Origin of the sequence: Streptomyces sporangiiformans, from assembly GCF_005768555.2 — a bacterium.
Lineage (GTDB): Bacteria > Actinomycetota > Actinomycetes > Streptomycetales > Streptomycetaceae > Streptomyces > Streptomyces sporangiiformans.
Map to the genome: position 1 here is coordinate 1 of NZ_VCHX02000313.1, position 20,634 is coordinate 20,634.

At 69.7% G+C, this 20,634-nt stretch carries 21 protein-coding genes; 4 read left to right on the forward strand and 17 right to left on the reverse strand.

Features of this window, described 5'->3' with window-relative positions; translation table 11 throughout:
* Positions 1–178: 178 nt before the first annotated feature.
* From nusB to FGD71_RS38695, 17 genes are all read right to left on the reverse strand, one after another.
* Positions 179–613 (reverse strand): transcription antitermination factor NusB, encoded by a 435-nt coding sequence (gene nusB / locus FGD71_RS38615; protein WP_119105220.1) that lies wholly within the window; start codon positions 611–613, stop codon positions 179–181.
* A gap of 2 nt (positions 614–615) precedes the next feature.
* Positions 616–1,182: an elongation factor P gene (efp, locus tag FGD71_RS38620; protein ID WP_119105221.1), complete on the reverse strand. Its 567-nt coding sequence runs from the start codon at positions 1,180–1,182 to the stop codon at positions 616–618.
* Positions 1,183–1,240: 58 nt separating this feature from the next.
* On the reverse strand, positions 1,241–2,356 hold the full coding sequence (locus FGD71_RS38625; protein WP_119105222.1) for an aminopeptidase P family protein: 1,116 nt from the start codon (positions 2,354–2,356) through the stop codon (positions 1,241–1,243).
* 103 nt (positions 2,357–2,459) lie between these two features.
* Positions 2,460–3,383: a Pro-rich N-terminal domain-containing protein gene (locus tag FGD71_RS38630; protein ID WP_119105223.1), complete on the reverse strand. Its 924-nt coding sequence runs from the start codon at positions 3,381–3,383 to the stop codon at positions 2,460–2,462.
* A gap of 232 nt (positions 3,384–3,615) precedes the next feature.
* Positions 3,616–4,716 (reverse strand): 3-dehydroquinate synthase, encoded by a 1,101-nt coding sequence (gene aroB, locus FGD71_RS38635; protein WP_119105224.1) that lies wholly within the window; start codon positions 4,714–4,716, stop codon positions 3,616–3,618.
* On the reverse strand, positions 4,713–5,231 hold the full coding sequence (locus FGD71_RS38640) for a shikimate kinase (RefSeq protein ID WP_119105225.1): 519 nt from the start codon (positions 5,229–5,231) through the stop codon (positions 4,713–4,715). The genes aroB and FGD71_RS38640 overlap by 4 nt, the downstream gene beginning before the upstream one ends.
* A complete protein-coding gene (gene aroC / locus FGD71_RS38645; RefSeq protein ID WP_119105226.1) occupies positions 5,228–6,412 on the reverse strand; it encodes a chorismate synthase in 1,185 nt (394 codons plus the stop codon). Before aroC ends, FGD71_RS38640 begins: the two co-directional genes overlap by 4 nt.
* A 184-nt stretch (positions 6,413–6,596) precedes the next feature.
* Entirely contained in the window at positions 6,597–6,866 is a 270-nt protein-coding gene (locus FGD71_RS38650; protein WP_119105227.1) for a hypothetical protein, read from the reverse strand.
* A gap of 49 nt (positions 6,867–6,915) precedes the next feature.
* On the reverse strand, positions 6,916–7,752 hold the full coding sequence (locus FGD71_RS38655) for a shikimate dehydrogenase (protein WP_119105228.1): 837 nt from the start codon (positions 7,750–7,752) through the stop codon (positions 6,916–6,918).
* Positions 7,752–9,452, reverse strand: coding sequence for an endolytic transglycosylase MltG (gene mltG, locus FGD71_RS38660; RefSeq protein WP_119105229.1), 1,701 nt, complete (start codon positions 9,450–9,452; stop codon positions 7,752–7,754). The genes FGD71_RS38655 and mltG overlap by 1 nt, the downstream gene beginning before the upstream one ends.
* 125 nt (positions 9,453–9,577) lie before the next feature.
* A complete protein-coding gene (ruvX, locus tag FGD71_RS38665) occupies positions 9,578–10,042 on the reverse strand; it encodes a Holliday junction resolvase RuvX (RefSeq protein ID WP_119105230.1) in 465 nt (154 codons plus the stop codon).
* 17 nt (positions 10,043–10,059) lie between these two features.
* A complete protein-coding gene (gene alaS, locus FGD71_RS38670; protein ID WP_119105231.1) occupies positions 10,060–12,732 on the reverse strand; it encodes an alanine--tRNA ligase in 2,673 nt (890 codons plus the stop codon).
* Positions 12,732–13,088, reverse strand: a complete 357-nt coding sequence (locus tag FGD71_RS38675) for a DUF6167 family protein (RefSeq protein WP_119105232.1) — start codon at positions 13,086–13,088, stop codon at positions 12,732–12,734. Before FGD71_RS38675 ends, alaS begins: the two co-directional genes overlap by 1 nt.
* A gap of 7 nt (positions 13,089–13,095) precedes the next feature.
* The gene (locus FGD71_RS38680; RefSeq protein WP_240436978.1) at positions 13,096–13,530 is read right to left on the reverse strand and encodes a DUF948 domain-containing protein; all 435 of its coding nucleotides are present in this window, start codon (positions 13,528–13,530) and stop codon (positions 13,096–13,098) included.
* A gap of 256 nt (positions 13,531–13,786) precedes the next feature.
* The gene (gene rpsD, locus FGD71_RS38685; RefSeq protein ID WP_119105234.1) at positions 13,787–14,401 is read right to left on the reverse strand and encodes a 30S ribosomal protein S4; all 615 of its coding nucleotides are present in this window, start codon (positions 14,399–14,401) and stop codon (positions 13,787–13,789) included.
* Between the two features lie 355 nt (positions 14,402–14,756).
* Positions 14,757–16,127, reverse strand: a complete 1,371-nt coding sequence (locus FGD71_RS38690) for a replication-associated recombination protein A (protein ID WP_119105235.1) — start codon at positions 16,125–16,127, stop codon at positions 14,757–14,759.
* Positions 16,128–16,203: 76 nt separating this feature from the next.
* Positions 16,204–16,842, reverse strand: coding sequence for a vitamin K epoxide reductase family protein (locus FGD71_RS38695; RefSeq protein WP_119105236.1), 639 nt, complete (start codon positions 16,840–16,842; stop codon positions 16,204–16,206).
* 137 nt (positions 16,843–16,979) lie between these two features.
* Here FGD71_RS38695 and FGD71_RS38700 point away from each other — a divergent pair, with 137 nt between their 5' ends.
* Genes FGD71_RS38700 through FGD71_RS38715 form a run of 4 tightly spaced genes read left to right on the forward strand, consistent with a single transcriptional unit; the run spans position 16,980 to position 20,540 of the window.
* Positions 16,980–17,846, forward strand: coding sequence for an ABC transporter ATP-binding protein (locus tag FGD71_RS38700; RefSeq protein WP_119105240.1), 867 nt, complete (start codon positions 16,980–16,982; stop codon positions 17,844–17,846).
* Positions 17,843–18,688 (forward strand): ABC transporter permease, encoded by an 846-nt coding sequence (locus tag FGD71_RS38705; protein ID WP_119105237.1) that lies wholly within the window; start codon positions 17,843–17,845, stop codon positions 18,686–18,688. Before FGD71_RS38700 ends, FGD71_RS38705 begins: the two co-directional genes overlap by 4 nt.
* Positions 18,685–19,920, forward strand: coding sequence for a sensor histidine kinase (locus FGD71_RS38710; protein ID WP_119105238.1), 1,236 nt, complete (start codon positions 18,685–18,687; stop codon positions 19,918–19,920). The genes FGD71_RS38705 and FGD71_RS38710 overlap by 4 nt, the downstream gene beginning before the upstream one ends.
* Positions 19,917–20,540, forward strand: coding sequence for a response regulator (locus FGD71_RS38715; RefSeq protein WP_119105239.1), 624 nt, complete (start codon positions 19,917–19,919; stop codon positions 20,538–20,540). Before FGD71_RS38710 ends, FGD71_RS38715 begins: the two co-directional genes overlap by 4 nt.
* The last annotated feature ends 94 nt before the right edge of the window (positions 20,541–20,634 follow it).

The window sequence follows — 20,634 nt, forward strand, 5'->3', positions numbered from 1 at the left end:
GCGCTTTTGTCGGCTGCGGGTGGGTGAGGGAGGTTTCCTTTCCCCAACCCCACCGTGGCTGGTCGCGCAGTTCCCCGCGCCCCTGAAGGGGCGCACCCCCTCAAGCGCCACAACGACGGAGGGCCCGCAGCACAGGCTGCGGGCCCTCCGTGACGGCTTGATGGTGGACGGGCAGCGTCTACCCCTCGTCCCGCCGAAGCGTCGGCTTCAAATCCTTGAAGCGGCCGAGCAGACCGTTCACGAAGGCCGGCGACTCATCCGTGGAGAACTCCTTGGCGAGCTGAACCGCCTCGTCGAGCACCACGGCATCCGGAGTCTCGTCGACCCAGATCAGCTCGTAGGTACCGAGGCGCAGGATGTTGCGGTCGACGACCGGCATCCTGTCGATCGTCCAGCCGACGGCATACTGCGCGATGAGCTCGTCGATGCGCGACGCCCGTTTGGCGTACCCCTCGACCAGCTGCATCGTGTACTCGCTCACCGGCGGCTGCCGGGTGTCGGATCGGGAGTGCCGGATCCAGTCCGCGAGGACCGTCAGGACGTCCACGCCGCGCTGGTCACCCTCGAAGAGGATCTGGAAGGCGCGCTTGCGGGCCGTGTTGCGGGCAGCCACGGTTAGCTGTTCACCCGGCCGAGGTAGTCGCTCGTGCGGGTGTCGACCTTGATCTTCTCGCCGGTGGTGATGAAGAGCGGCACGTTGATCTGGTGACCGGTCTCCAGGATGGCGGGCTTGGTGCCACCGGTGGAGCGGTCGCCCTGGACGCCCGGCTCGGTCTCCTGGATGGTCAGCTCGACGGCGGCGGGCAGCTCGACGAAGAGCACCTCGCCCTCGTGCTGGGCGACGGTGGCGGTGAAGCCCTCGACCAGGAAGTTGGCGGCGTCGCCGACGGACTTCTTGTCGACATGGAGCTGGTCGTACGTCTCCATGTCCATGAAGACGAAGTACTCGCCGTCCATGTACGAGAACTGCATGTCGCGCTTGTCGACAGTGGCCGTCTCGACCTTGACACCGGCGTTGAACGTCTTGTCGACGACCTTGCCGGAGAGCACGTTCTTGAGCTTGGTGCGCACGAAGGCCGGGCCCTTGCCGGGCTTGACGTGCTGGAACTCGACGACGGACCAGAGCTGGCCGCCTTCGAGCTTGAGCACCATGCCGTTCTTGAGGTCGTTCGTGGAAGCCACGGTTGCGGAATCTCCTGGACTGACGTGGACGACCCCGGGGCAGGCGCACAGCGCGAAGCTAGAGCGCGAGCAGCTCCTTGGTCGTGATGGTGAGTAGCTCGGGTCCGCCGTCCGCCTCGGGGCGTACGACGAGCGTGTCATCGATCCGGACACCGCCCCGGCCCGGGAGGTGGACCCCCGGTTCGACGGTGACCGGCACGCAAGCGTCCAGTTTACCCATGGCCGCGGGAGCCAATTGCGGGTCCTCGTCGATTTCGAGCCCTACACCATGCCCGGTCAGCGATGGGAGGCTGTTCGCGTACCCCGCGGAGTCCAGCACCTGTCGGGCCGCGCGGTCCACGTCACGGTAGGCGACGCCGGGCATCAGCGCCTCGCGGCCGGCCCGCTGAGCGGCGAAGACGAGGTCGTACAGCTCGATCTGCCAGTCGGTGGGCGAGGTCCCGATGACGAATGTACGGCCGATCTCGCAGCGGTAGCCGCGGTAGGTCGCGCCGAGGCACACGGAGAGGAAGTCGCCCTCCTCGACCCGCCGGTCGGTGGGGCGATGGCCGCGGCGCCCCGCGTTGGGGCCGGTCGCGACCGAGGTCTCGAAAGCCGGGCCGTCGGCACCGTGGTCGACGAGGCGTCGCTCCAGCTCCAGGGCGAGGTGACGTTCCGTGCGGCCGACGAGGATCGATTCGAGGAGTTCGCTCAGTGCCTGGTCGGCGATCTCGGCGCCGATCCGCAGACAGGAGATCTCCTCCTCGTCCTTGACGACGCGCAGCTGCTCGACGGCGCCGCCGAGGTCGGCCAGCCGGAGCCGGGGGGCCACGGACCGGATGGCGCGGTGACGGGCCACGGTCAGGTGGTGTTCCTCGACGGCGAGGGACTCGGCCCCCTGGGCCGTCGCGACGTCGGCCGCGGCGACGGCCGGATCACCGCCGATCGCCGGCAGCAGCTGGACCCGCAGCGCCTCGTCGGGCCGCCCCCGCTCGGACTGAGGGCCGGGCTGCGCGGGGGAATCCGCACACACCAGCAGGTCTTCCCCTCTGCCGAGCAGCAGAACGGCACCCTCCGGCGCCGCGCCCGCGAGATAGCGGACGTTGGCGGGGCGGGACACCAGCGCCGTCGCGCTGCCGCCCGCCGTACAGCGCTCCCGTAGCCGGTCCCGGCGGGCCGCGTACACCTGTGCCATGACCCGAGCCTACGAGCGGTGGCCGGATACCGCCGGTTCAGAACGTCCGACCGGGCGGGAGGGGACGTGTGCCGGGCTCAGGCACGCTCAGGCACCACGCCGGTCACCACTGCGGTGGGCTGGCGATCGACCGCGCCAGCACGTCGTCGAGCACCTGGGCCGTGGCCGGTACGTCGAGCTGGGAGTTGTCGATGATGGGAAGCCCGGAGCCGTACCAACCGGCCATGCGGCCGTGGATGCGGGCGACTTCCTCGTCGGTGAGGCGGCGGTTTCCGGAGCGCTCGGCGTTGCGCTCCAGGACTATCTCCAGGCCCGGCAGGAGGACGACCGGCAGCAGGCCGGGTCCCACATGCCGCTTCCAGCCGCCGAGGCCGACGACCGGCCGGTCCGGGAAGACGGCGTCGTCGAGGACGCACGAGATGCCGTTCGCCAGGAAGTTGCGCGCCGCGAAGCCGCAGGTACGGCGGGCGAGACGATACTGGGCCTCCGAGTGGTCGTTCCACCCCGACTGGGGGTCCGCGAAGCCCGAGCGCACCCATTCCCGTACGTCGTCCAGGCTGATGTGCGCGGTGGGAACCCGGCGGTGGTCGGCCCAGTACTTGGCGACGCTCGTCTTGCCGGCGCCGGCGGGGCCTATGAGCAGGACGGCGAGCGTCGTGGACGTGGGGTCGGGTGTGCCCGGGCTCGGCGGTGGGCTCGGCATCGCGACGGGGCCGCCCGGCGGCAGCTGCACGTGGCCCGTGGTGTCCGGCGTCGGCGGCACGGACCCCTGGTGGGGCGCCGTGTGATGCGGGGCCGGCGCGTGGCCGGGAGGGTGCGGTGCCGCGGGCCCGGTCGGTACTCCGGCGAATCCCGGTGGCGGCGGGCTCGCGGGGGCGGGACCCGTGGGAGAGCTCACCGGCCCGGGGCCCGGGTGGGCGTCCGGGGGGTGCGATCCGGGGTGTTGTGCGGCCGGCGACCAGCCGGCGGCCGGTCCGTGCCCCGGCTGGTGGGGCGGCGGCAGCGGAGACCCCACTGCGTGCTGCATCCGGTGCCACTCCGTCTCGTTCTCTTGAGCTCGTTCGCCTCCGGGGCGCCAGAGCCTGTGTCGAGCGCGCCCCTTCGGCTACTCGCCGCAGGCAATTGGCGCTGGCAGCGGGGCACCTGCCCCGCTCCCTACCGAACGGTACCGCCCCCGGCCGCCGTTTGGTGAACGGCCGGGGGCGGTGCGAAGTGCCCCTGGGCACAAGGCAAATCGGGTGAAGCCATGTCCTGGGGTGTTATTCGCCCACTTCGCCGTAGGCCGCGAGGAGCACGGCCGGGTCCGGGCCCTCCAGGACGGTGGGCTTGGCCAGGCCGTCGAGGACGATGAAGCGCAGCAGGTCGCCACGGGACTTCTTGTCGACCTTCATGGTCTCCAGCAGCTTGGGCCACTGGTCGTAGCGGTAGTGCAGCGGAAGGCCGACGGACTCGAGGATGGTGCGGTGCCGGTCGGCGGTCGCGTCGTCCAACCGGCCCGCCAGACGGCCGAGTTCGGCGGCGAAGTGCATGCCGACCGCGACGGCGGCACCGTGCCGCCACTGGTAGCGCTCGTTCTTCTCGATGGCGTGGCCCAGCGTGTGACCGTAGTTGAGGATCTCCCGCAGCCCGGACTCCTTGAGGTCGGAGGAAACGACCTGGGCCTTGACCTGGATGGACCGCTCGATCAGCTCCGCGGTGTGCGGACCGGCCGGGGTACGGGCCCCCTGCGGATCGGCCTCGATCAGCTCCAGGATCCGCGGATCCGCGATGAACCCGGCCTTGATGATCTCCGCGAGCCCGGACACGAAGTCATGGACCGGCAGCGAGTCCAGCGCCGCCAGGTCGCACAGGACGCCGGCGGGCGGGTGGAAGGCGCCGACCAGGTTCTTGCCTTCGGCGGTGTTGATGCCGGTCTTGCCTCCGACCGCCGCGTCCACCATGGCAAGCACGGTCGTCGGTACGGCGATCCAGCGCACCCCGCGCAGCCAGCTCGCGGCCACGAACCCGGCCAGGTCGGTGGTCGCCCCACCGCCCACCCCGACGATCACGTCGGTCCGGGTGAAGCCGGACTGCCCCAGCGCCTTCCAGCAGTACGCGGCGACCTCGGCGGTCTTGGCCTCCTCCGCGTTGGGCACCTGGATGGCCACGGCCTCGAAGCCCTGACCGGCCAGGTCGGCCCGTAGCGCCTCACCGGTCTCGGCCAGTGCCTCCGGGTGCACCACCGCGACCCGTTTCGCCCGTGGGCCGATCAACGCGCCCAGCTCGCCGAGGAGTTGACGCCCGACCAGCACCTCGTACGGCTCGGTGCCCGCGGTGCCGCCGACCTGGATCCGGGTCACCGTCTGGTCGTGCTCACTCATGCCTGCTTCAACTCCAAGGCGTCGAGGACCGCCTGGGCGACCTCTTCCGGGGTGTGGCCGTCGGTGGCGACGACCGCACGGGCGACTTCCACATACAGGTGCCGGCGCGCTTCCATCAGCTCGCGCCACTGCCGTCGCGGGTTGACGGCGAGCAGTGGCCGGGCCGTGTTCAGACCGGTGCGTTTGACCGCCTCTTCGACGTCCATCGACAGGTACACGACCGGGAGTCCGGCCAGTAGCTCCCGGGTGTCGGCGTCGAGGATCGCGCCGCCGCCCAGCGCCAGTACACCGTCGTGCTCGGCCAGCGCCCGGTGCACCGCGCGCTTCTCGATCGCCCGGAAGACGGGCTCGCCCTCGTCGACGAAGATGTCCGCGATGGTGCGGCCCTGCTCGGCCACGATGTCCTCGTCGGTGTCCCGGTGGCAACAGCCGAGCCGCTCCGCGACCAACGCGCCCACCGTGGACTTGCCGACCCCCATCGGGCCGACGAGCACGACCACAGGCCCAGTGCTCACCGGATCACCAGATTCTCGAGGTACGAGGCGACGTTGCGCCGCGTCTCGGCCACGCTGTCGCCGCCGAACTTCTCCGCCACCGCGTCCGCGAGGACGAGCGCCACCATGGCCTCGGCGACGATGCCGGCGGCCGGCACCGCGCACACGTCCGAGCGCTGGTGGTGCGCCTTGGCCGCCTCACCGGTCGCCACGTCGATGGTGGCCAGCGCCCGCGGCACGGTCGCGATCGGCTTCATCGCCGCGCGCACCCGCAGGAGCTCTCCGGTGGTCAGCCCGCCTTCGGTGCCGCCGGAGCGGCCCGAAGCCCGCCTCACGCCCTCGTCGGTCTGCACGATCTCGTCGTGCGCCTTCGAGCCCGGCACCCGCGCCAGGTCGAAGCCGTCACCGACCTCGACGCCCTTGATCGCCTGGATACCCATCAGTGCGGCCGCCAGCCGGGCGTCCAGCCTGCGGTCCCAGTGCACGTGCGAGCCCAGGCCCACCGGCACCCCGTACGCCAGCACCTCGACCACACCACCCAGGGTGTCGCCGTCCTTGTGCGCCTGGTCGATCTCCGCGACCATCGCCTTCGACGCGTCCGCGTCCAGGCACCGCACCGGATCGGCATCCAGCCTCTCCACGTCCGCCGGCTTCGGGTAGACGCCGTACGGGGCCTTCGCCGCCGCCAGCTCCACCACATGCGAGACGACCTCGATTCCGGCCGTCTCCTTCAGGTACGAACGGGCCACCGCACCGAGCGCGACACGAGCCGCGGTCTCCCGCGCACTCGCCCGCTCCAGAATCGGCCGGGCCTCGTCGAAGCCGTACTTCTGCATACCCGCCAGGTCCGCGTGACCGGGACGCGGGCGGGTCAGCGGCGCGTTGCGAGCCAGGTCGGCGAGGATCTCCGGGTCCACCGGGTCGGCCGCCATCACCTGCTCCCACTTGGGCCACTCGGTGTTCCCCACCATGACCGCGACCGGCGAACCGAGGGTCAGCCCGTGCCGGACCCCGCCCAGGAAGGTGACCTCGTCGCGCTCGAACTTCATCCGCGCGCCGCGCCCATAACCCAGACGGCGCCTGGCCAGGTGATCCCCCACCATCTCCGTGGTGATCGGCACGCCGGCGGGAAGGCCCTCCAGCGTCGCGACAAGTGCGGGTCCGTGGGACTCCCCCGCGGTCAGCCAGCGCAACCTGCTCAACGATGCTCCTCGATAATCGCGCCCTGGTACTGCGTACTGCCTCTGCGTACAGCCTGTGCGTACACGCGTCCTCGCGTACGGCGACGGCGTGACCAGGTGCGCGGCCCTGGCCCGCCACTGTCGATCCTGCCACGTCCGCCCCCCAGAACCGGCCGCAGGTCCATCAGACGGGACGACGCCCCGGTCAGGGCGTGGTGCCGTCCTGGCGGGTCTGGGGAGCGTACGAACCGAGATAGTCGGCCCCGCGTCCCTGCCCGTACTGTGCCGCCGCGTGCATGGGCCGCCCCTCGCGCACCGCCCGCCGATATGCGAGCTTGCGCTTCAGCTTGACGCCCAAGGACACGAGGACGGCGAGCAGCACCAGACCGAGCACAGTGACCTGCACCCAGTCGGGCATGAACCGCAGCACGGCCTCGAAGATCTCCGATTTTCCCGACGCCTGTGGCACACCCATGGATCGGACTCCCCCCGGATTCCGCCCCCTGCGGAACCGAAGTTGGATCCTAGCGGCCCGCGAGCGCCTTTTCCGCAGCGTTTCGCATGACGTCCAGCGGGGCGGGTGTCCGGCCCGTCATCTGCTCGACCTGGAGCACCGCCTGGTGCACGAGCAGGTCGAGCCCGCTGACGACGGCCCCGCCGTACGCCGACCAGCGGGCCGCGAGTGCGGTCGGCCAGGGGTCGTACAGGACGTCGAAGAGCGTGGCCGGCCGCTCGGGGACCGCGGAGGCGAGCTCGTCGGTGGTGCCCGCCGGTGTCGTGGCGACCACGAGCGGCGCGCGCAGGGCTCGCTCGGCATCGGCCCAGTCCGCGATGCGCACCTCGGTCTCCAGGCGCTCCCCCCACTGCCGCATCTCGGCGGCGCGGGCCTCGCTGCGGACGTACGCGACGATCTCGCCCGTGCAGATCCGCGAGACGGCGGCCAGCGCGGACGAGGCGGTGGCGCCCGCGCCGAGGATCGCGGCCGACTCGACCTGCTCGATCCCGCGCTCCCGCAGGGCGGCGACCATGCCGGGGATGTCGGTGTTGTCGCCGACGCGGCGCCCGTCGTCGGTGAACACCACCGTGTTGACCGCCTCGACCGAGGCCGCCGTCGCGCTGATCTCGTCGAGCAGCGGAATGACCACGCGCTTGAGCGGCATCGTCAGAGACAGTCCTGCCCACTCCGGCCCGAGCTTCTCGAAGAAACCGGGCAGCGCTTCCTCGTCGATCTCGAAACGGTCGTACGACCAGTCGCCCAGGCCCAGTGCCTCGTATGCGGCACGGTGCAGCACCGGGGAGAGGGAGTGTGCGATCGGGGAACCGAGAACGGCGGCTCGGCGTTTGTTGGCTGTACCGCTCATTATCCGTTCTGTTCTTCCAGGTACTTCTGGCGGTTGCGGTTCTGCTCTTCGTTCGTCTCCGCGAAGAGCGTCTTGTCCGCGCTGATCGAGACGAAGTAATACCAGTTGCCCTTGGCCGGGTTGAGAGCGGCTTTGATGGCCTCTTCACCGGGATTGGTGATCGGTCCGGGCGGCAGGCCCTTGATCTTGTAGGTGTTGTACGGATCGTCGATCTGCCGCAATTGGTTGACCGAACCGGTGGCGAGCTTGGACTCGCCCCTCAGATAGTTCACCGTCGAGTCGAAGTCCAACAGACCGTAGGTCTCGGTGTTGTTCGGCTTCAGGCGGTTGTAGACGACCCTCGCCACCTTCACGAAGTCGTGATCGTACTTGCCCTCGGCCTGGACGAGGCTCGCCACCGTGACGACCTGCAGCGGGTCCTTCAGGTTCAGTTTGTCGGCCTTCGACTTCAGACCGAGCTCGTCGTACTCCTGCGTGGCATGAGCGACCATTTCCTTCAGGACGTCCTTGGGCTTCATGCCCTTGGAGACGGGATAGCTGGACGGGTAGAGGAATCCTTCCAGCGGGTCCTTTATGTCGTCGTCGGTGTTCGCCCAGTCCGGAAGACCGAGCTTCGACCATTCCTTCTTCGCGACGCCCTTTGTGGTACCGGCCTTGAGACCGAGGCGTTGGTCGATTTGCTTGTACACCTCGGCATTGCGCCGACCCTCGGCAATGATCAGGTTGTTGCGGCTCTTGGGGCTGAGCATCAGTTCGACAGCACTGGCGGCGGACATTTCCTTGTTGAGCGTGTAAACGCCCGGCTGGATCTTGCTCCCTTCGGGATTCGCCGCCTGCGCGGCCACGAAGGCGTCGACGCTCTTCACGACACCTTTGGCCTTGAGAGCCTGCCCTATGGCATAGCCGCCCGCGCCCTTGGGAATGGTGACGGTCACCGTCTCGCTCGTGCCGTCGCCCGCATAGTCCGGTGCGTCACCGAAACGGCTTTGGTAGAACTGGTAGCCGAAATAGCCGGCTCCGCCGAGGCCACCGGCCAGGACCAGGGTCATGACCAGGCATGCGCAGCCGCTGCGGCGCTTCTTGCCGCCCTTGCCCTTCCCCTTGCCGCGTCGACGGCCCGAGTCGTCGTCGGAGTCGTCGTCATCGTCGTCGCCCGAGAAGAAGGCGTGCTCGCCCTGATCGGGACCAGGGTCCCAGTCGGTCTGCGGCTCGGGTTCGGGGCGACGGCGGCTCGGCGGCCGCTGCGGCCCAGGCGGTCCCTGCGGCCCAGGTGGCCCTTGCGGCGGATACGCTTCGGGAGTCCCGTAGTAGTCGGACTGCTGACCGCCGTACCCGCCTTGCCGGCCTCCGTACGCATCACCCTGATCGGCGCCGTACGGGACATTGCCGTGCTGCCCGGTGTCCCAGCCGCCGTCGTACTGCTGGCCGCCCTGTTGGGGGTACTGGTTCGGATCCGGGCCGCCGTAATGCTGCTGTCCCTGGGCATAGTGCTGCTGCCCCTGGTCGTAGCCGGCCTGCTGTCCGGTGCCCCAGTCGCCGTACTGCGACTGCTGCTGCGGCTGCTGCGGATAGTGCTGCGGCTGGCCGCCGTAGGGGGACTGGGCCGCGTGGGCCTCCTGTCCTCCCCATCCGCCGTCCCTGTACAACGGGTCCTCGGGATGCCACGGTTCGGAGCCCTGGCCCCGGCCATACTCAGTCATCGATCCCCTAGAAGCCGCGAGGCAGCGGTCGCGAGGGGCACTGTGGCTCGGCTTCCGTCTGCCTCTTTGCTGTGCGCTGGCTGTTCGAACGCCGCCGCATCGCGCGGAACGTTACCGTATCGCGATCAGATGACCATTTCGACGCCCTCGCCCGGTGCTTTACCTGACACCCGTTCGGATTCCAGTGCTTGCTGGAGGATAACCACAGCGGCTGCCTGATCGATAACAGATCTTCCTTTTTTGGACTTCACGCCTGAGGCACGCAGGCCCTGACTGGCCGTCACCGTGGTCATTCTCTCATCCACGAGCCGCACGGGAACGGGGGCGATCCCCCGGGCGAGATCCTGGGCGAAGGCGCGGACCTTGACCGCGGCCGGCCCCTCGCCTCCCTTGAGGGAACGAGGGAGGCCGACGACGACCTCGATCGGTTCGTACTCCTCGACCAGCTGCTTCAACCGCCGCTGGGCGGCCGGGACATCGCGGCCCGGAACGGTCTCCACCGGAGTGGCGAGGATCCCGTCGGGGTCGCACGAGGCGACCCCGATGCGGGCGTCCCCGACGTCGATGGCGAGTCGGCGGCCGCGGCGCATGACGCGTTCGTCTCCGCTCACTTGGCCGTCTCGGCCACAAGGCGCTCGACGGCGTCGGCCGCCTCGCCGATGGCGGCCGGGTTCTGGCCGCCGCCCTGGGCGACGTCCGGCTTGCCGCCACCGCCGCCGCCGAGGGTCTTGGCGGCCGTACGGACCAGGTCACCGGCCTTGAGGCCCCGCGTGCGGGCGGCCTCGTTGGTGGCGATGACCGTCAGCGGCTTGCCGTTCACCGTGGTGAACAGGGCGACCACGGCGGCCCGGTCGCCCGGGATGCGGCCACGCACGTCGAGGACCAGCCTGCGCAGGTCGTCGGCGGTCGTGCCGTCGGGCACCTGGCCTGTGACGAGGGCCACACCGTGGACGTCCTTGGCGCCCTGGGCAAGACCGGCGGCGGCCTGAAGGACCTTCTCCGCGCGGAACTTCTCGATCTCCTTCTCGGCGTCCTTCAGCTTGCCGAGCATGGCGGAGATCTTCTCCGGCAGCTCCTCCGGACGTCCCTTGACCAGCTCCTGGAGCTGGGCGACGACCGTGTGCTCGCGGGCGAGGAAGTTGTAGGCGTCGACGCCGACCAGGGCCTCGATGCGGCGTACGCCGGAGCCGATCGACGATTCGCCGAGGAGCTTCACCAGACCCAGCTGGGCGGTGTTGTGCACGTGCGTGCCGCCGCACAGCTCCTTGGAGAAGTCGCCGATGGTGACGACGCGCACGCGCTCACCGTACTTCTCGCCGAACTCGGCGATGGCGCCCTGCTTCTTGGCCTCGTCGATGCTCAGGATCTCGGCGTTCACGTCCAGGTCGCGGGCCAGCACCTCGTTGATCTTCTGCTCGACGTCCGTCATCACGGTCGTGGGCACGGCGGACGGGGAGCCGAAGTCGAAGCGGAAGCGGCCGGGCTGGTTCTCGGAGCCGGCCTGGGCGGCCGTCGGGCCGAGGGCGTCGCGCAGGGCCTGGTGCGTGAGGTGCGTGGCCGAGTGGGCGCGGGCGATGGCCTTGCGGCGGCGTACGTCGATGACGGCCTGGGCGGAGGCGCCGACGGTCACCTCGCCGACCTGGACGACGCCCTTGTGGACGTACACGCCCGGGACCGGCTTCTGGCAGTCGCGGATCTCGATGACGGCGCCGGAGTCGACCTTGATGCGACCGGTGTCGCCGATCTGGCCGCCGCCCTCGGCGTAGAACGGCGTGCGGTCGAGGACGATCTCGACCTCGTCGCCCTCGGTGGCGGCGGGCGACGAGAGACCGTCGACAAGGATGCCGACGACGCGCGACTCACCCTCGGTGGCGATGTAGCCGATGAAGTCGGTCTCGCCGGAGGTGTCGGCGATCTCGCGGTAGGCACCCAGGTCGGCGTGGCCGGTCTTCTTGGCCTTGGCGTCGGCCTTGGCGCGCTCCCGCTGCTCGTTCATCAGGCGCCGGAAGCCGTCCTCGTCCACGGAGAGGCCCTGTTCGGCGGCCATCTCCAGGGTGAGGTCGATCGGGAAGCCCCAGGTGTCGTGGAGCAGGAAGGCCTTGTCGCCGGCCAGGATCGTGCCGCCGGTGGCCTTGGTCTCGGTGACGGCGGTGTCGAGGATGTTCGTGCCGGCCTTCAGCGTCTTGAGGAAGGCGGCCTCCTCGGCGAGGGCGACGGTCTCGATGCGCTTCCGGTCGGTGATGAGCTCCGGGTACTGCTGGCCCATCATCCCGATCACGACGTCGATGAGGTCCTGCACGACCGGACCGGTGGCACCGAGCAGACGCATGTTGCGGATGGCCCGGCGCATGATGCGGCGCAGCACGTAGCCGCGCCCCTCGTTGCCGGGCGTGACGCCGTCGCCGATGAGCATCACGGACGTACGGATGTGGTCGGTGACCACGCGCAGGGAGACGTCGGAGCCGTGGGCGTCGCCGTAGGCGACACCGGTGAGCTCGGTGGCCTTCTTGATGACGGCCATGGAGGTGTCGATCTCGTACATGTTCTGCACGCCCTGCAGAATCATGGCGAGGCGTTCCATGCCGAGGCCGGTGTCGATGTTCTGCTGCGGGAGGTCGCCGAGGATCTCGAAGTCCTCCTTCGAGGTGCCCTCGCCACGCTCGTACTGCATGAAGACGAGGTTCCAGATCTCCACGTACCGCTCGTCGTTGACGGCCGGGCCGCCCTCGACGCCGAACTCGGGACCGCGGTCGTAGTTGATCTCGGAGCACGGTCCGCACGGGCCCGGGACGCCCATGGACCAGTAGTTGTCCTTCTTGCCGAGGCGCTGGATGCGCTCGGCGGGGACACCGACGATGTCGCGCCAGATGCGCTCGGCCTCGTCGTCGTCCTTGTAGACGGTGATCCAGAGCTTCTCCGGCTCCAGGCCGTAGCCACCCTTGTCCTGGGGCGTGGTGAGCAGCTCCCAGGCGTACTTGATGGCGCCTTCCTTGAAGTAGTCGCCGAAGGAGAAGTTGCCGCACATCTGGAAGAACGTGCCGTGGCGCGTGGTCTTGCCGACCTCTTCGATGTCCGGGGTGCGGACGCACTTCTGGACGCTGGTGGCACGCGGGAACGGGGGCTTGGTCTCACCCAGGAAGTACGGCTTGAAGGGGACCATGCCGGCGTTGACCAGGAGCAGAGTCGGGTCGTCCGCGATGAGCGACGCCGAAGGGACGACGGTGTGCCCGCGCTCCTCGAAGAAGCTCAGCCAGCGGCGGCGAATCTCAGCCGACTCCATCAGTGGTCCTCATTCCGGTTGGACGAGTACGTCGACCGCTCGACGTACGTCGGGTTCTTGCTGTACTTCGGGTCGTTGCTGTTCTCGATGGCGACCACCCGATGGGGGGCCGGGAGTTCGCCGTCCGGCCGGTCGTTCAGCCCGAGCACCTCGCCGAGTTCGGCTTCGCGCTGGGCCATGCCGTCGCGGACGTCGAGTGCGAAGTCCTTGAGCCGGTGGCCCGCTTCGACCGCCTTGTCGGCGGCCTGCGCCGCCAGGCTCTCGGGCGTCAGCTGCTTGAGCTTGCGGTTGACCTTGGTGGTGGCCCACACCCCGGCGGCGGCGCCGGCGGTGAACCAGAACGTTCGGCGGAACATCGCTGCGTCAGTCCTTCTTCCGCTTCCTCCGGCGCGCGGACGTGACGGTGCGGCCCACGATCACGGTACGTCGCGCCTGCTTGGCGGGCACGTCCTCGCGGCGGCCGCCGATGGCCCGGCGCACGCCGTAGCCGAACGCCGCGACCTTCACCAGCGGGCCGCCGAAGGTGGACGCGACAGTCGTGGAGAGCGCCGACGCGTTCGACGTGACCTCCTGGACGTCCGACGCGATGGCGTCGACCCGGTCGATCTGGGTCTGTGCGGAGCGCACTGCCGAGGAGGCGTCTGCCAGGAGCGGGACGGCCTGGTCGGTCACGTCCGCGACGAGCTTGGTGGTCGCCTTGAGCGTCTGGGCCAGCCTCGCGAGAGCCACCGCGAGGAAGGAGACCAGGATCGCCCAGAAGACGGCCACCAGGATCCCGGCCACCTCTCCACCGGACACTGCGCACCCGCTCCCTGGTTTTCGTGCCTGAACTTCGTGCCTGAACATCAAAAAAGTCGTCCCCCGAGCCTATCGCGCCGGGGGTGCCGCCTCGTACCGCATTACCGCCTCCCCCATACGGCCTCCCGGAGCGGAGTGCCCCCGAGGTCCGCCGGGCCGGGTTTCCCGGGAACGCGAAAGCCCGCCGCCTCGCCCGCCGGGAGGCGGGGAGAGCGGCGGGCTGTTGCGCGGTGGTGCTACGTCCGCCGGAAAGTGATCAGCGGGCGTAGTACTCGACGACGAGCTGCTCGTCGCAGATCACCGGGATCTCCTTGCGGTTCGGCTCGCGGTCCAGGCGGAAGGCCAGGGCGCGGAGGTTCACCTGGAGGTAGCGCGGGGTCTCGCCGTCGGGGGCGAAGCCACCCTCGCGCGACACCTGGAACAGCGGCTTCTCGCGGCTGCGCTCGCGGACCATCACGACGTCGTCGGGCTTGACGCGGAAGGACGGCTTGTCGACCTTGTGGCCGTTGACCTCGATGTGGCCGTGGACGACCATCTGGCGGGCCTGGTAGATCGTGCGAGCGATGCCCGAACGCAGGACCAGCGCGTCGAGACGACGCTCGAGCTCGATGACCAGGGCCTCACCGGTCTTGCCCTGCGTCTTGGCGGCACGCTCGTAGGCGCGGACGAGCTGGCGCTCGGACACGTCGTACTGCGCGCGCAGGCGCTGCTTCTCGAGCAGACGGACCTTGTAGTCCGAGTTCTGCTTGCGGCCACGGCCGTGCTCACCCGGCGGGTAGGGGCGGGCCTCGAAGTACTTGACGGCCTTCGGGGTCAGCGCGATACCGAGGGCACGCGACTTCTTGACCTTGGGGCGGGACTGGTTCGGCATGAACCAAACACCTCGTGTTTCTGATGTGAATACGGCTTCACCAGGGTTAGGGGAGGTCGCATCCGCAGCCTGGGAAACCCACTTCGTCCGCCTGCGGAAGTCCGCATGGACGGGGCGGGCAGCCGCTCCCTGGTCTGGGCACATACGTGCAGCACGCGAGTGGCCCACCTACCGCTCCCGGAGACCGGGCGGTGGTGGGCTGCCCGCGACACCGTTCGACGGTGCGCGACGCTCCTGGATCCCCTCTGCCTTTCAGCGAAGAGGTTCCGGCTGGATGTCCCGTTCTGGTGGTGCCGACCGGAGCCGGACACGGGACGCAGCGCTTTGAGTCATCTTACAGGGTGGTCAGGGGTGGTCAGGAGCGCCCTCGACCGAGGTGCTTCCTGGTCCACTCCACCGCGTCCGCGTAGCGCGCCTCGGCGCCGTGCCGGGTGGGTGTGTAGTACTCGCGGTCCTTGAGCGCGTCCGGGGCGTACTGCTGGGGGGCGATCCCCTCGGGCAGGTCGTGCGGATACACGTACCCCTGCGCGTGCCCGAGCTTGGCCGCGCCCTTGTAGTGCCCGTCGCGCAGGTGGGGCGGCACGGTGCCCGCGTGGCCTTTTCGCACGTCCTCCATGGCGGCGCCGATCGCCGTCGTCGCGGCGTTGGACTTGGGCGCCAGGGCGAGGGCGATGGTGGCGTGGCTGAGGGTGAGCGCGGCCTCGGGGAAGCCGATCATCGCGACCGCCTGGGCGGCGGCCACGGCTATGGGCAGGGCGTTCGGGTCGGCGAGGCCGATGTCCTCGCTGGCGGAGATCATCAGGCGGCGGGCGATGAAACGGGGGTCCTCGCCGGCCTCGATCATCCGGGCCAGGTAGTGCAGCGCGGCGTCCACGTCCGAACCGCGGATGGACTTGATCAGCGCGCTCGCCACGTCGTAGTGCTGGTCGCCGTCGCGGTCGTACTTCACGGCGGCGCGGTCGACGGTCTCCTCCAGGGTCTGGAGGGTCACTTCCGTCTCTCCCTTGTCGAGCGCGGAGCCGGCCGCGGCCTCCAGGGCGGTCAGGGCGCGGCGGGCGTCACCGCCGGCGATCCGCAGCAGGTGCTCCTCGGTGTCCTCGGGGAGGGCGACTGCGCCCTTGAGGCCGCGCTCGTCGGCCAGCGCTCGCTTGAGGAGGCCGCGCACGTCGTCGTCGGTGAGCGGTTCGAGGGTGAGGAGCAGGGAGCGGGAGAGGAGGGGCGAGATCACCGAGAAGTACGGGTTCTCGGTGGTCGCGGCGATCAGCGTCACCCAGCGGTTCTCGACGGCCGGGAGCAGGGAGTCCTGCTGGGCCTTGCTGAAGCGGTGGATCTCGTCCAGGAAGAGGACGGTCTCCTTACCGAAGCCTCCGGTGGCGCGGCGGGCGCCGTCGATGACGGCGCGGACTTCCTTGACCCCCGCGGTGATCGCGGAGAGCTCCACGAAGCGCTTGTTGGTGGCCTTGGAGACGACGTAGGCGAGCGTGGTCTTGCCGGTGCCGGGCGGGCCCCAGAGGATCACGGAGGAGGGTCCGGCCGGACTCTGCCCGCCGCCTGCCCGGTCACCTTCGCCGACGAGCCGGCGCAGGGGCGAGCCGGGCTTCAGCAGGTGCTGCTGGCCCACGACTTCGTCCAGGGTGCGCGGGCGCATCCGTACGGCCAGAGGGCTGCTGGACGGGTCCTTCTCCTGGCGTTCTTCTGCTGCGGCGGTGAACAGGTCGGGCTCCACGGGGAAAACCCTACCGGGGGTCTGGGGGTGCTCCCCAGAAAGCGCAGTACGCCACTGACAACGCCCCAAGGAGCGGTCAGCTGGTCCAGAAGTCCCACCAGCGGGTCAGGATCAGCATGCCGATGATCCCGATGTGCAGCACGGGCAGCACCCAGGCGAACTCGCCGAAGAAGCCCTTCAGCCAGCCCGGCGCGGGCAGGAACCCGTGACGGACGTTGAACGAGGTCACGGCCCAGAACATGACGATCGTCGCGGCCCAGGCGAGGCAGCACCACAGGCACAGTGAGTTGATGTTGTACAGCGACTGGTACATGAGCCAGGTGCAGAAGCCCACTCCGAAGAGGGTGCCCGCGTTGAAGGTCAGCCAGTACCAGCGCGGGAAGGTCGCCCGGCCGAGCAGGCTCACACCGACGCCGATCACGATGGCGTACGTGACGAGACCCAGCATCGGGTTGGGGAACCCGAAGGCCGAGGCCTGGTCGCTCTTCATGATGTTGCCGCAGGACACCACCGGGTTCAGACTGCAGCCCGGCGTGAAGTTCGGGTCCTCCAGCAGCTTGAACTTGTCGATCGTGATGACCCAGGCGGCCAGCAGCCCGGCCGCGCCCGTGATCACCAGCAGGAGGGCGAACGCACGACTGCCGCCCGCCGTCCGTGGAGCATCGGCACTTGCCTGGTCGATGGTCACGCCTTCCCTGACTGTCGTCTTGCTCATCACGCCGTTTCCGTAGCTTGAGAGGGCCAGCGGGCCCGATCATTGTGCCGCACGCGCGCGCGTATCCACCGTTCGATGGACATGAGGACGTACGCATGGTCGTCCCGGAACGTTCGCTTCGGCGGGACGCTTCCGACATGACAGCACACGCGAAGGACCTCGCGGTGGACGTACGGGGGCTGCGCAAGCAGTACGGGGACGTGACCGCCGTTGACGGCATAGATCTCGGCATCCGGCAGGGCGAGGTCTTCGGCCTGCTCGGACCCAACGGCGCGGGCAAGACGACCACGGTGGAGATCCTCCAGGGCAACCGCTCCCGGGACGCGGGCGAGGTCTCCGTGCTCGGCGTGGACCCGGAGACGGCCACGCGCGCGTGGCGCTCGCGAGTCGGCATCGTCTGGCAGGACGAATCCGCACCCGCCGAGTTGACGGTGCGTGAGACCGTGCGGCATTTCTCCCGATATTACCGAAGGCCGCGTGACCCGGAGGAGGTCATCGGTCTGGTCGGCCTCCAGGAGAAGGCGGGCAGCCGGATCAAGGCGCTCTCGGGTGGGCAGCGCAGGCGGCTGGATGTGGCGCTCGGGGTGATCGGCGGACCGGAACTGCTGCTGCTGGACGAGCCGACGACCGGCTTCGACCCGGCGGCCCGGCGGCAGTTCTGGGAACTGATCCGCAAGCTGGCGGACGAGGGCACGACCATCCTGCTGACCACGCACTACCTGGAGGAGGCCGAGGCGCTCGCGCACCGGCTGGCGGTCGTCGCCCACGGACACGTGGTCGCCGAGGGCGAACCGGCGGCGTTGCGCGACCGCCACGGCAGCGAGGCCACCGTCGAGTGGACCGAGCCCGACGGCACCCCGCGCAGCGAGCACACAAAGACACCCACGCGCACGGTCGCCGAGCTGACGCACCGGTTCGACGGGGAGATCCCGGGGCTGCGGGTGAGCCGCCCCACCTTGGAGGATGTCTATCTGCGGCTGACCGGACAGGAGAACGCACGATGACCACGACGACCGTACGAGCCCGCGGCGAGCGCACCGGCGAACGGCTCCCCGGCGCCTGGGAGCTCGGACTCCAGCGCGGCGCCATCGAGATCAAGCAGTTCTTCCGCCAGCGCGACCAGGTGATGTTCACCTTCGCCTTCCCGGTCGTCTTCCTCTTCCTCTTCGCGTCGATCTTCAGCGACGACGTGGAGGGCGCGGGCATCACCGCCTCGCAGCTCTACGTCCCCGCGATGATGGCCGCCGGCCTCATGTCGACCAGCTTCCAGTCCCTCGGCATCTCCATCGCCATCGAACGGGACGAGAAGGTGCTGCGACGGCTGCGCGGGACGCCGATGCCGCCGGCCGCGTACTTCCTCGGCAAGATCTGGCTCGTTCTGGTCACCGGATTCCTGGAGACGGCGATCCTGCTCGCCGTCGGCACGACGCTGTACGACGTGGACCTGCCCTCGGACATGGGGAAGTGGTTCGACCTCGGCTGGATCTTCGTCCTCGGCCTCACGGCGTGCGCCCTGCTCGGCATCGCGATCAGTTCGGTCCCGAAGTCCGCCAAGAGCGCCACGTCCGTGGTCGTCCTCCCGTTCCTGGTCCTCCAGTTCATCTCCGGTGTGTACATCCCCGTCGACTCCATTCCGGACTGGATGGTCACCATCAGCGCGTTGTTCCCGCTGAAGTGGATGTGCCAGGGGCTGCGCGGGGTCTTCCTGCCGGAGTCGTCGCGTGTCCTGGAGCAGGCGGGCGAGTGGGAGTTCGGGCGCGTGGCCCTGGTCCTCGCCGCCTGGTGCGTCGCAGGATTGCTCCTGTGTCTCATGACCTTCCGGTGGAAGACCCGGCGAGACGGATGAGCGGCCCGCTCGGGGCCCGCACGTCGAACATCTGGGAAGGCTCGTTCCGGGTCTGGGACTGGTACTTCTCCGTCGTGTGGGTGGCCACCCTGGTGTTCGTTGTCGGCGCCGACTTCCCGGGGTGGCCCGTCCGTGTCGTGGCCGCCGGGCTGCTTCTCCCCCTGATCCCCTGGTACCTGCTGGTCGGGCGCCCCCTGCTGATGAGCGAGGAGCCCGACGAACACCGGGCGCTCGGCTACATCGCGGGGGCGATGGCCCTGTTCCTGCCGTCGGCCGTCCTCGTCGGCGAGAGCCGCATGCTGACGTTCGCGCTCGTTCCGCAGTGCCTCGAGGCGCTACGCATGCGCTGGGCGATGATCGCGGTGACCGTCATCAACCTCGTCCCGGTGGCGGGCTGGGCGCTGCTGTGGCGGCCCAGCGGCCATGAGGTCCTCTTCAACTTCCTCTTCGCCGTGGTCACCCTCGTCTTCTCGATCGCCGTCGGCACCTGGGTCATCCGGATCATCGAACAGAGCAAGGAGCGGGGCGAGTTGATAGCCGAGCTGGAGGCCAGCCGCCACGAGATCTCACGCCTCTCGGCCGCGCACGGCGCGCTCGCCGAGCGGGAGCGGCTCTCACGGGAGATCCACGACACGCTGGCGCAGGGCTTCACGAGCCTGCTGATGCTGACGCAGGCGGTGGAGGCCGAGCTCGACCAGAACGACGTGGCGAAGGCCCGCCGCCATCTGACCCTGATGGACGAGACGGCGCGGCAGAACCTCGCCGAGGCGCGCGCCCTGGTCGCCGGTGGCGCGCCCGCCGATCTCGACGGCGCCTCGCTGCCCGACGCGCTGCGCCGGCTCGCCACGCGCCACGACGCCGGCCTGGACGTCGTCGGACCCGTACGGGCGCTGCCCGCCGGACCCGAAGTGGTCGCCCTGCGCTCCTGCCAGGAAGCGCTGACCAACGCCCGTAGACACGCCGGGAGTTCGGCCACGGTCAGTATCGCGCTGGCCTACGCCGACGACACGCTCACCGTGTCCGTACAGGACGACGGCAGCGGCTTCGATCCGGCCGCGCCCTGCGACGGCTACGGTCTGGCGGGACTGCGTGCCCGGGCCGCCGAGGTCGGCGGGACGGCCCTGGTGCACAGTGCGCCCGGCGGCGGCACGACGGTCACCGTCCGGCTGCCCGTACCGGCCGAGCTCTCACCGGAGCTGTCGCCGGAGCCAGGGAAAAGGAGCGCCCCGTGATCCGTATCCTCCTCGCCGACGACCATCCCGTCGTACGCGAAGGCCTGCGCGCCATGCTGAGTGCCGAGCCCGACCTCGATGTCGTCGCCGACGCGTCCAGTGGGCCGCAGGCGGAGGCGCTCGCCGCCGAACTCCGGCCCGACATCGTGCTGATGGATCTGCGGATGCCGGGTGGTGACGGCGTCGACGCGATCGTGCGGATGACCGCGGCGGGGCTGGAGTGCCGGGTCGTCGTGCTCACCACGTACGAGACGGACCGGGACATCCTGCGCGCCGTGGAGGCGGGGGCGGCGGGGTACCTGCTCAAGGATCTGCCGCGTGGTGAACTCGCCGACGCCGTGCGGGCCGCCGCGCGGGGCGAGACCGTACTCGCGCCCTCCGTGGCCGCGCGCCTCGTCGACCAGCTCCGTACGAAGCCGGAGCGGCCGCGGTTGTCCTCCCGGGAGATCGCTGTGCTGCGGCTGGTGGCCGAGGGGTGCACCAACGCGGAGATCGGGCGGCGGTTGTTCATCGGCGAGTCCACCGTGAAGACCCATCTGCTGCGGGCCTTCGGGAAGTTGGGGGTCGACGACAGAACGGCGGCGGTGACCAGCGCGATGCGGTTCGGTCTGCTGGACTGAGGGGTTTCGCCCCCTCCGCCCCTACCCTCCCCCAAGCTCTCGGATTCGCTCGAGCAGGGGGGACCCCCATCATCCCGTTCCTGGGGGCTGCGCC